This is a genomic window from Streptomyces sp. NPDC096193, from assembly GCF_040302905.1.
GTDB lineage: Bacteria > Actinomycetota > Actinomycetes > Streptomycetales > Streptomycetaceae > Streptomyces.
Window position 1 is genome coordinate 317,244 of record NZ_JBEOSJ010000006.1, and the last position, 8,486, is coordinate 325,729.

Below are 8,486 nucleotides of genomic sequence, written 5' to 3' on the forward strand. Positions count from 1 at the left end.
CATGTCCCTGGACCACCGGCTCACCGCCGAGCACGAGGAACTCCGCCGTACCGTCGAGCAGTTCGCGCACGACGTGATCGCGCCCAAGATCGGCGACTTCTACGAGCGCCACGAGTTCCCGTACGAGATCGTCCGCGAGATGGGCCGCATGGGCCTGTTCGGGCTGCCCTTCCCCGAGGAGTACGGCGGCATGGGCGGCGACTATCTCGCCCTCGGCATCGCCCTGGAGGAGCTGGCCCGCGTCGACTCCTCCGTCGCGATCACCCTGGAGGCAGGGGTGTCGCTCGGCGCGATGCCCGTCTACCGCTTCGGCACCGAGGAGCAGAAGCAGGAGTGGCTGCCGCGGCTGTGCGCGGGCGAGTTGCTCGGCGCGTTCGGTCTGACCGAGCCCGGCGCCGGCTCGGACGCGGGCGGCACCCGCACGACGGCCGTCCGCGAGGGCGACGAGTGGGTGATCAACGGCTCCAAGTGCTTCATCACCAACTCCGGTACGGACATCACCGGCCTGGTCACCGTCACCGCGGTCACCGGCCGCGGCCCGGAGGGGAAGCCGCAGATCTCCTCGATCATCGTCCCGTCCGGCACGCCCGGCTTCACGGTCGCCCCGGCCTACTCCAAGGTCGGCTGGAACGCCTCGGACACCCGCGAGCTGTCCTTCGACGACGTCCGCGTGCCGGTGGCGAACCTGCTCGGCGAGGAGGGCCGCGGCTACGCGCAGTTCCTGCGCATCCTCGACGAGGGCCGCATCGCCATCTCCGCGCTGGCGACGGGACTTGCCCAGGGTTGTGTGGACGAGTCGGTGAAGTACGCCAGGGAGCGGCAGGCCTTCGGCCGCCCGATCGGCGCCAACCAGGCCATCCAGTTCAAGATCGCCGACATGGAGATGCGGGCGCACATGGCCCGGGTCGGCTGGCGCGACGCGGCCTCCCGGCTGGTGCTGGGCGAGCCGTTCAAGAAGGAGGCGGCGCTGGCGAAGCTGTACTCCTCGACGGTCGCGGTGGACAACGCCCGTGAGGCGACGCAGATCCACGGCGGTTACGGCTTCATGAACGAGTACCCGGTGGCCAGGATGTGGCGTGACTCGAAGATCCTGGAGATCGGCGAGGGCACGAGCGAGGTGCAGCGGATGCTGATCGCACGGGAGTTGGGCCTGACCGGCTGAGATACGGACACCGGCCTCCTCCCCCGTTCCTCCCGGGGTGAGGAGGCCTCCCCATGCCCGGGCCGAGAACTCGACCCGATGGGCGAATCAGCGGTCGTCTGCCGGACCCGCCCCCTGGACAGCTTGTGAGGTTAGGCTAACCTACCCTCGAACTGACCACGGCCGGATCGGCACATACGAAAGCGACACCATCATGCCCAACGCCCGAGCTTCTCATCTCTCCCGTCGTGGAGTCCTCGCCGCGGGCGGCGCCATCGGGCTCGGCGCCGCGCTCGTCGCCTGTGGCGGCGACGACTCGTCGGACGCGTCGGGCAAGGCCGCCGAGAAGTCCGGCCCCTGGAACTTCACCGACGACCGCGGCACCAAGGTGGAGCTGAAGGCCGTTCCGAAGAACATCGTCGCCTTCACCGGCACCGCCGCCGCGCTCCACGACTACGGCGTCGAGGTCAAGGGCGTGTTCGGCCCCACGAAGACCAAGGACGGCAAGGCCGACGTCCAGGCCGGCGACCTCGATGTGAACAAGGTCGAGGTCATCGGCAACGTCTACGGCGAGTTCAACATCGAGCAGTACGCGGCCCTCGCGCCCGAGGTGCTCATCACCAACATGTGGGCCAAGGACGACCCGTGGTACGTGCCGCCGCAGTCCAAGGACAAGATCATGAAGGTGGCCCCCAGCGTGCTGCTGTGGGCGGCCGAGACCACCATGCAGAAGGCGCTGGAGCGGCACGCGGAGCTCGCGAAGTCCCTCGGCGGTGACACCACCGGAACGAAGGCCGCCACCGCCAAGACCCGCTTCGAGAAGGCCGCGGCCCGGCTGCGTGCGGCCGCCAAGTCGAAGCCCGAGATCAAGGTCCTGATCGGCTCCGGCAGCGCCGAGCTGTTCTACGTCTCGGTCCCGAAGACGAGCGCGGACACCCTGTACTTCCAGGAGCTGGGCGTGAAGTTCATCGAGCCCAAGGCGAACGCCCAGGGCTTCTTCGAGGAGCTCAGCTGGGAGAACGCCGACAAGTACGGCGCCGACATCATCATGCTGGACAACCGTTCCTCCGCCCTCCAGCCGGCCGCGCTCGCCGCGAAGCCGACCTGGGCGAAGCTGCCTGCCGTCAAGGCGAACCAGGTGATCCCCCGCGTCACGGAGCCGATCTACTCCTACGACAAGTGCGCGCCGATCCTCGAAGACCTCGCCAAGGCCATCGAGACCGCGAAGAAGGTCGCCTGACGATGACGACGGCCGAGACCGCCCCGTTCCGCTTCTTCCCGATGGAGGTGACCGGAACGAGGCGGCTCGGCCCGTCCCTGATCCGTGTCACCTTCGGCGGTGAGGAACTCAGGGACTTCGCCGCCGGGGGCCGCGACCAGTCGCTGTCCCTCTTCCTTCCGCACCCGGGACAGGACGCCCCGGTCGTACCGGTCGGGGCGGGCGACCACAGCGCGGTCTTCGCGGCCTGGCGCTCCCTGCCGGACGACGTCCGCGCGGTGATGCGCTCCTACACGGTGCGCGAGCAGCGCCGGGCGGACGACGGCAGCAGCGAGGTCGACATCGACTTCGCCGTCCACGAGGACGGCGGCCCGGCCTGCCGGTGGGCCGGGCAGGCCGCGCCGGGTCAGAAGGTGACGGTGCTGGGCCCGGCGGTCGCCGACAACGCCTCGGTGCGCTGCCGTCCGCCGAAGGACACCGACTGGGTGCTCGTCTGGGGCGACGAGACGGCGCTGCCGGCCGCGGCGGCGATCCTGGAATGGCTGCCGGCCGGCACCCGGGCGCGCGTCTGGCTGGAGGTTCCGCACGCGGGCGACCGTCTGGACCTCACCACCGCGGCGGACGCCGAGATCACCTGGCTGGTGCGGGAGGAGAGCGCGCCGTCCGCCGTGGAGGCGGTCCGCGCGGCCGAACTCCCCGATGGCGCCGGGTATGCGTGGATCGCCGGGGAGTCGGGCAGCGTGAAGGCGCTGCGCCGTCATCTGGTGGGTGAGCGCGGGATGGACCGCCGCCGGGTGACGTTCGTCGGCTACTGGCGTCGCGGCGTGAGCGAGGACGGGCTGCGCGAGGAACCTGCCGAGGCAGCCGACGAGGCGTGAGCGACGCCGTTGCCGACCGGGGGCCCTGCGGGGGCGAGGCGGCTGGCATCTGAAGTTAGGTTAGGCTAACCTAACTTCGACGTCACCCACTCGCCCCCCTCTTCTGTTCTGAGGGGTGACCAAGTCCCCGCATCCAGAAGGACATTGCATGCGCTCGCACCTGCTCAACGACGCGACAGCAGAGAGCTACCGGCGCTCCGTCACCGAGGGAGTGGACCGGGTTGCGAACCGACTGGCAACAACCCGGCGGCCGTTCACCGGTGTTTCCCCCGACGAACTCGCCCCGGTGATCTCGGCCGTCGACCTCGACCGGCCGCTCGGCGACACCTCCGCCGCCCTGGACGAGCTCGAGCAGGTCTACCTGCGGGACGCGGTGTACTTCCACCACCCCCGCTACCTCGGACACCTCAACTGCCCCGTCGTCATCCCGGCCGTCCTCGGCGAGGCCGTGCTCTCGGCCGTCAACTCCTCCCTGGACACCTGGGACCAGAGCGCGGGCGGCACCCTGATCGAGCGCCGCCTCATCGAGTGGACCACCCGGCGCACCGGCCTCGGTGAGGCCGCCGACGGCGTCTTCACCAGCGGCGGCACCCAGTCCAACCTCCAGGCCCTGCTGCTCGCCCGCCAGGAGGCCAAGACCACGGACCTCGGGCGGCTGCGCATCTTCTCCTCCGAATGCAGCCACTTCAGCGTGCAGAAGTCCGCGACGCTCCTCGGACTCGGCCCCGAGGCCGTCGTCCCCATCCCGGTCGACCGCGACAAGCGCATGCAGACGTTCTTCCTCGCCGCCGAACTGGAGCGCTGTGCCCGCGAGGGACTCGTCCCCATGGCCATCGTCGCCACCGCCGGCACCACCGACTTCGGCTCCATCGACCCGCTGCCCGAGATCGCCGAGCTGGCCCAGCAGTACAGCACCTGGATGCATGTGGACGCGGCGTACGGCTGCGGCCTGCTGGTCTCCCCCACCCGGCGCCACCTGCTGAACGGCATCGAGCACGCCGACTCCGTCACCGTGGACTACCACAAGTCCTTCTTCCAGCCCGTGAGTTCGTCCGCGGTGCTGGTCCGGGACGCGGCCACGCTCGGCCACGCCACGTACCACGCGGACTACCTCAACCCCCGGCGCACCGTCGAGGAGAGGATCCCGAACCAGGTCGACAAGTCCCTCCAGACCACGCGCCGTTTCGACGCGCTCAAGCTGTGGATGACCCTGCGCGTGATGGGCGCCGACGGGGTGGGCTCGCTCTTCGACGAGGTCTGCGACCTCGCCGCGACCGGCTGGGAGATCCTCGCCGCCGACCCGCGCTACGACGTCGTCGTCCAGCCGCAGCTCTCGACGCTGGTCTACCGCTACATCCCCGAGGCCGTCACCAGCCCGACCGAGATCGACCGCGCCAACCTCTATGCCCGCAAGGCGCTGTTCGCCTCCGGCGAGGCCGTGGTCGCGGGCACCAAGGTCAACGGCCGCCAGTACCTCAAGTTCACCCTGCTCAACCCCGAGACGACGGCCGACGACATCACCGCCGTACTCGACCTGATCGCCGGCCACGCCGAGCAGTACCTGGGAGAAAACCTTGTCCGTGTCTCGTGAGCCCCATGAGTCCCGTGAGCCCCACGACTTCATCGGCATCGGGCTCGGGCCCTTCAATCTCGGTCTCGCCTGCCTGACCGAGCCGATCGACGAGCTCAACGGCCTGTTCCTGGAGTCCAAGCCGGACTTCGAGTGGCACTCGGGGATGTTCCTCGAAGGCGCCCACCTCCAGACGCCGTTCATGTCGGACCTGGTGACCCTCGCGGACCCGACCTCCCCCTACTCCTTCCTGAACTACCTGAAGGACAAGGGACGGCTGTACTCGTTCTACATCCGCGAGAACTTCTATCCGCTGCGCACCGAGTACAACGACTACTGCCGCTGGGCCGCCGGCCGGCTGAGCAGCATCCGCTTCAGCACCACCGTCACCCGCGTCGAGCACGAGGACGGGCTGTACGTCGTCCACACCGACGCCGGCGAGCGGCTGTACACCCGCCGCATCGTGCTGGGCACCGGCACCCCGCCGTACATCCCCGAGCCCTGTCAGGGCCTGGACGGCGACCTGCTGCACAACTCTCGCTACCTGGACCACAAGGAAGCGCTCCAGCGCAAGAAGTCGATCACGCTGGTCGGCAGCGGCCAGAGCGCCGCGGAGATCTACTACGACCTGCTCTCCGAGATCGACGTGCACGGCTACCGGCTCAACTGGGTCACGCGCTCTCCACGGTTCTTCCCGCTGGAGTACACCAAGCTGACGCTGGAGATGACCTCCCCGGAGTACGTCGACTACTTCCACGCGCTGCCCGAGGCCACCCGCTACCGTCTGGAGTCCCAGCAGAAGGGGCTGTTCAAGGGCATCGACGGCGAGCTGATCGACGCGATCTTCGACCTGCTCTACCAGAAGAACGTGGCGGGCCCGGTCCCGACGCGACTGCTGACCAACTCGGCCCTGCACCGGGCCTCCTACGAGAACGGCGTCTACACCCTGGGGCTGCGCCAGGAGGAGCAGGGCAAGGACTTCGACCTGCACACCGAGGGCCTGATCCTGGCCACCGGCTACCAGTACGTCCAGCCCGCGTTCCTCGGCCCGGTCTCCGACCGCATCCGCAGGGACGGGCAGGGCCGCTTCGACGTGGCCCGCAACTACTCCATCGACACGGCCGGCCGCGAGATCTTCCTCCAGAACGCCGCTGTGCACACGCACTCGATCACCTCGCCCGACCTGGGCATGGGCGCGTACCGCAACGCCTACATCATCGGCGAGATGCTCGGGTCCGAGTACTACCCCGTCGAAAAGTCCATCGCGTTCCAGGAGTTCTCCGTATGACGTTCACCGTCCGCCCGCTCGATCCTTTCGCCGACGCCGAACTGGTGCACGGCTGGGTGACCCATCCCAAGGCCGCCTACTGGATGATGCAGGACGCCAGACTCCAGGACGTCGAGCGCGAGTACATGGCGATATCCGCCCATGAGCACCACGACGCCTTCATCGGACTGAGCGACGGCGAGCCCGTGTTCCTGATGGAGCGCTACGACCCGCGGTACGTGGAACTGCAGGGCCTGTACGAGGCCGAGCCGGGCGATGTGGGCATGCATTTCCTGGTCGCGCCGACCGACACCCCCGTGCACGGTTTCACCCGCGCCGTGATCACCGCGGTGATGGAGACGCTGTTCGCGGACCCGTCGACCCGGCGCGTGGTCGTCGAACCGGACGTGCGCAACACGGCCGTGCACGCGCTCAACGAAGCCGTCGGTTTCGTACCCGTACGAGAGATCAAGAAGCCGGAGAAGGACGCGCTGCTGAGTTTCTGCACCCGCGACCGGTTCCTGGCTGCACGAGGAGTGACGGTATGACCCTGTCCGACGCCGTGGCACATCTGACGCCCGAACGATGGGAAGAGGCGAACCGGCAGCTCGTCCGCAAGGCGCTCGCGGAGTTCTCCCACGAGCGGCTGCTGACGCCCGAGGTGCTCGACGGCGGGCCCGATGGCCCGGGCGAGATCCGCTACCGGGTCCTCAGCGACGACTCCGCGACCGAGTACCGCTTCGCGGCACGCCGTTTCGCCCTCGACCACTGGCAGGTCCGCGCCGACTCGATCACCCGCCACCGCGACGGGTCCGAACAGCCGCTGGACGCGCTGGAGTTCTTCATCGAGCTGCGCACCGCGCTGGGGCTCAGCGACGAGATCCTCCCGGTGTACCTGGAGGAGATCTCCTCCACCCTCTCCGGGACCGCGTACAAGCTCACCAAGAAGCCGATGACCTCCGCCGAGCTGACGGGCGCCGGGTTTCAGGCCATCGAGACGGGCATGACCGAGGGCCACCCCTGTTTCGTGGCCAACAACGGCCGGCTCGGCTTCGGGGTGCACGAGTACCTCTCGTACGCCCCGGAGACGGCGAGCGAGGTCCGTCTGGTCTGGCTCGCGGCCCGCCGCGACCACGCCACCTTCACGGCCGGCGCCGGGCTCGACTACGAGAGCCTGGTGCGCGACGAACTCGGCGAGGCGCAGCTCGCCCGCTTCGCCGCGCGGCTGGACGCCCTCGGTCTCGACATGGCCGACTACTTCCTGCTGCCCGTGCACCCGTGGCAGTGGTGGAACAAGCTCTCCGTCACCTTCGCCGCCGAGATCGCCCAGCAGCGCCTGGTGTGCCTCGGCAACGGCGACGACGCGTATCTGGCCCAGCAGTCGATCCGCACGTTCTTCAACGTGACCTCGCCGGCCAAGCACTATGTGAAGACCTCGCTCTCCGTGCTCAACATGGGCTTCATGCGCGGCCTTTCGGCGGCGTACATGGAGGCGACCCCGGCGATCAACGACTGGCTCGCCCAGCTGGTCGACAGCGACGACGTCTTCAAGGCGGCACGCTTCTCGATCATCAGGGAGCGGGCGGCGATCGGGTACCACCACCGCCAGTACGAGCGGGCGACGAACCGGTACTCCCCCTACCGCAAGATGCTCGCCGCGCTGTGGCGCGAGAGCCCGGTGCCGACGCTGCGGGACGTCGAGCGGGTGGCCACCATGGCCTCCCTGCTCCATGTCGACCGCGACGGCGCGAGCTTCGCGGGCGCGCTGATGGACGAGTCGGGCCTCGCGCCCGCGCAGTGGCTGCGTGGCTATCTGCACGCCTACCTCACGCCCGTGCTGCACAGCTTCTACGCCTACGACCTGGTGTACATGCCGCACGGTGAGAACGTCATCCTCGTCCTCGACGAGAACGGCGCCGTCCAGCGTGCGGTCTTCAAGGACATCGCCGAGGAGATCGCGGTGATGGACCCGGACGCGGTGCTGCCGCCGGCGGTCGAGCGCATCCGCGCGGACGTCCCGGACGACATGAAACTGCTCTCCATCTTCACGGACGTCTTCGACTGCTTCCTGCGCTTCCTGGCGCCGGTGCTGGTGTCGGAGGGGCGGCTGGACGAGGAGACGTTCTGGCGGACGGTCGCGGACTGCGTGCGCGCCTACCAGGAGTCGGTGCCGCACCTCGCGGACAAGTTCCGTGAGTACGACATGTTCACGGACGAGTTCGCGCTCTCCTGCCTCAACCGCCTCCAGCTGCGGAACAACAAGGAGATGGTCGACCTCGCCGACCCGGCGGGGGCGCTCCAGCTGATCGGCACTCTGGATCACGAACTCCGCCGAACCCCGGATCAGTACCGAACGCCTGCTGGCCATCGGCCTTGTCGGTGCGCTGGTGTCGGTCGTCGGCTTCTACTTC

At 68.8% G+C, this 8,486-nt stretch carries 7 protein-coding genes; all 7 read left to right on the forward strand.

Annotated elements, in window-relative coordinates; translation table 11 throughout:
• The first annotated feature begins 1 nt into the window (after nucleotide 1).
• A complete protein-coding gene (locus ABTX78_RS12950) occupies nucleotides 2–1,162 on the forward strand; it encodes an acyl-CoA dehydrogenase family protein (protein ID WP_352206836.1) in 1,161 nt (386 codons plus the stop codon).
• A 193-nt stretch (nucleotides 1,163–1,355) separates the two neighbouring features.
• A complete protein-coding gene (locus ABTX78_RS12955) occupies nucleotides 1,356–2,381 on the forward strand; it encodes an ABC transporter substrate-binding protein (RefSeq protein WP_352206837.1) in 1,026 nt (341 codons plus the stop codon).
• Between the two features lie 2 nt (nucleotides 2,382–2,383).
• Nucleotides 2,384–3,238: a siderophore-interacting protein gene (locus ABTX78_RS12960; protein ID WP_352206838.1), complete on the forward strand. Its 855-nt coding sequence runs from the start codon at nucleotides 2,384–2,386 to the stop codon at nucleotides 3,236–3,238.
• A 148-nt stretch (nucleotides 3,239–3,386) separates the two neighbouring features.
• The gene (locus ABTX78_RS12965; protein WP_352206839.1) at nucleotides 3,387–4,829 is read left to right on the forward strand and encodes a pyridoxal phosphate-dependent decarboxylase family protein; all 1,443 of its coding nucleotides are present in this window, start codon (nucleotides 3,387–3,389) and stop codon (nucleotides 4,827–4,829) included.
• Nucleotides 4,819–6,096 (forward strand): lysine N(6)-hydroxylase/L-ornithine N(5)-oxygenase family protein, encoded by a 1,278-nt coding sequence (locus ABTX78_RS12970; protein ID WP_352206858.1) that lies wholly within the window; start codon nucleotides 4,819–4,821, stop codon nucleotides 6,094–6,096. Before ABTX78_RS12965 ends, ABTX78_RS12970 begins: the two co-directional genes overlap by 11 nt.
• The gene (locus ABTX78_RS12975; RefSeq protein WP_352206840.1) at nucleotides 6,093–6,623 is read left to right on the forward strand and encodes a GNAT family N-acetyltransferase; all 531 of its coding nucleotides are present in this window, start codon (nucleotides 6,093–6,095) and stop codon (nucleotides 6,621–6,623) included. The genes ABTX78_RS12970 and ABTX78_RS12975 overlap by 4 nt, the downstream gene beginning before the upstream one ends.
• Nucleotides 6,620–8,486 (forward strand): IucA/IucC family protein (locus tag ABTX78_RS12980; protein WP_352206841.1); only part of this gene is annotated, 1,867 nt, incomplete at its 3' end. The genes ABTX78_RS12975 and ABTX78_RS12980, both read left to right, overlap by 4 nt.

What these genes read in the sequence shown, in the direction of transcription:
- ABTX78_RS12950 (WP_352206836.1), top strand. Translation starts at nt 2, where the DNA reads ATGTCCCTGGACCACCGGCTCACCGCCGAGCACGAGGAACTCCGCCGT.
- ABTX78_RS12955 (WP_352206837.1), top strand. Translation starts at nt 1,356, where the DNA reads ATGCCCAACGCCCGAGCTTCTCATCTCTCCCGTCGTGGAGTCCTCGCC.
- ABTX78_RS12960 (WP_352206838.1), top strand. Translation starts at nt 2,384, where the DNA reads ATGACGACGGCCGAGACCGCCCCGTTCCGCTTCTTCCCGATGGAGGTG.
- ABTX78_RS12965 (WP_352206839.1), top strand. Translation starts at nt 3,387, where the DNA reads ATGCGCTCGCACCTGCTCAACGACGCGACAGCAGAGAGCTACCGGCGC.
- ABTX78_RS12975 (WP_352206840.1), top strand. Translation starts at nt 6,093, where the DNA reads ATGACGTTCACCGTCCGCCCGCTCGATCCTTTCGCCGACGCCGAACTG.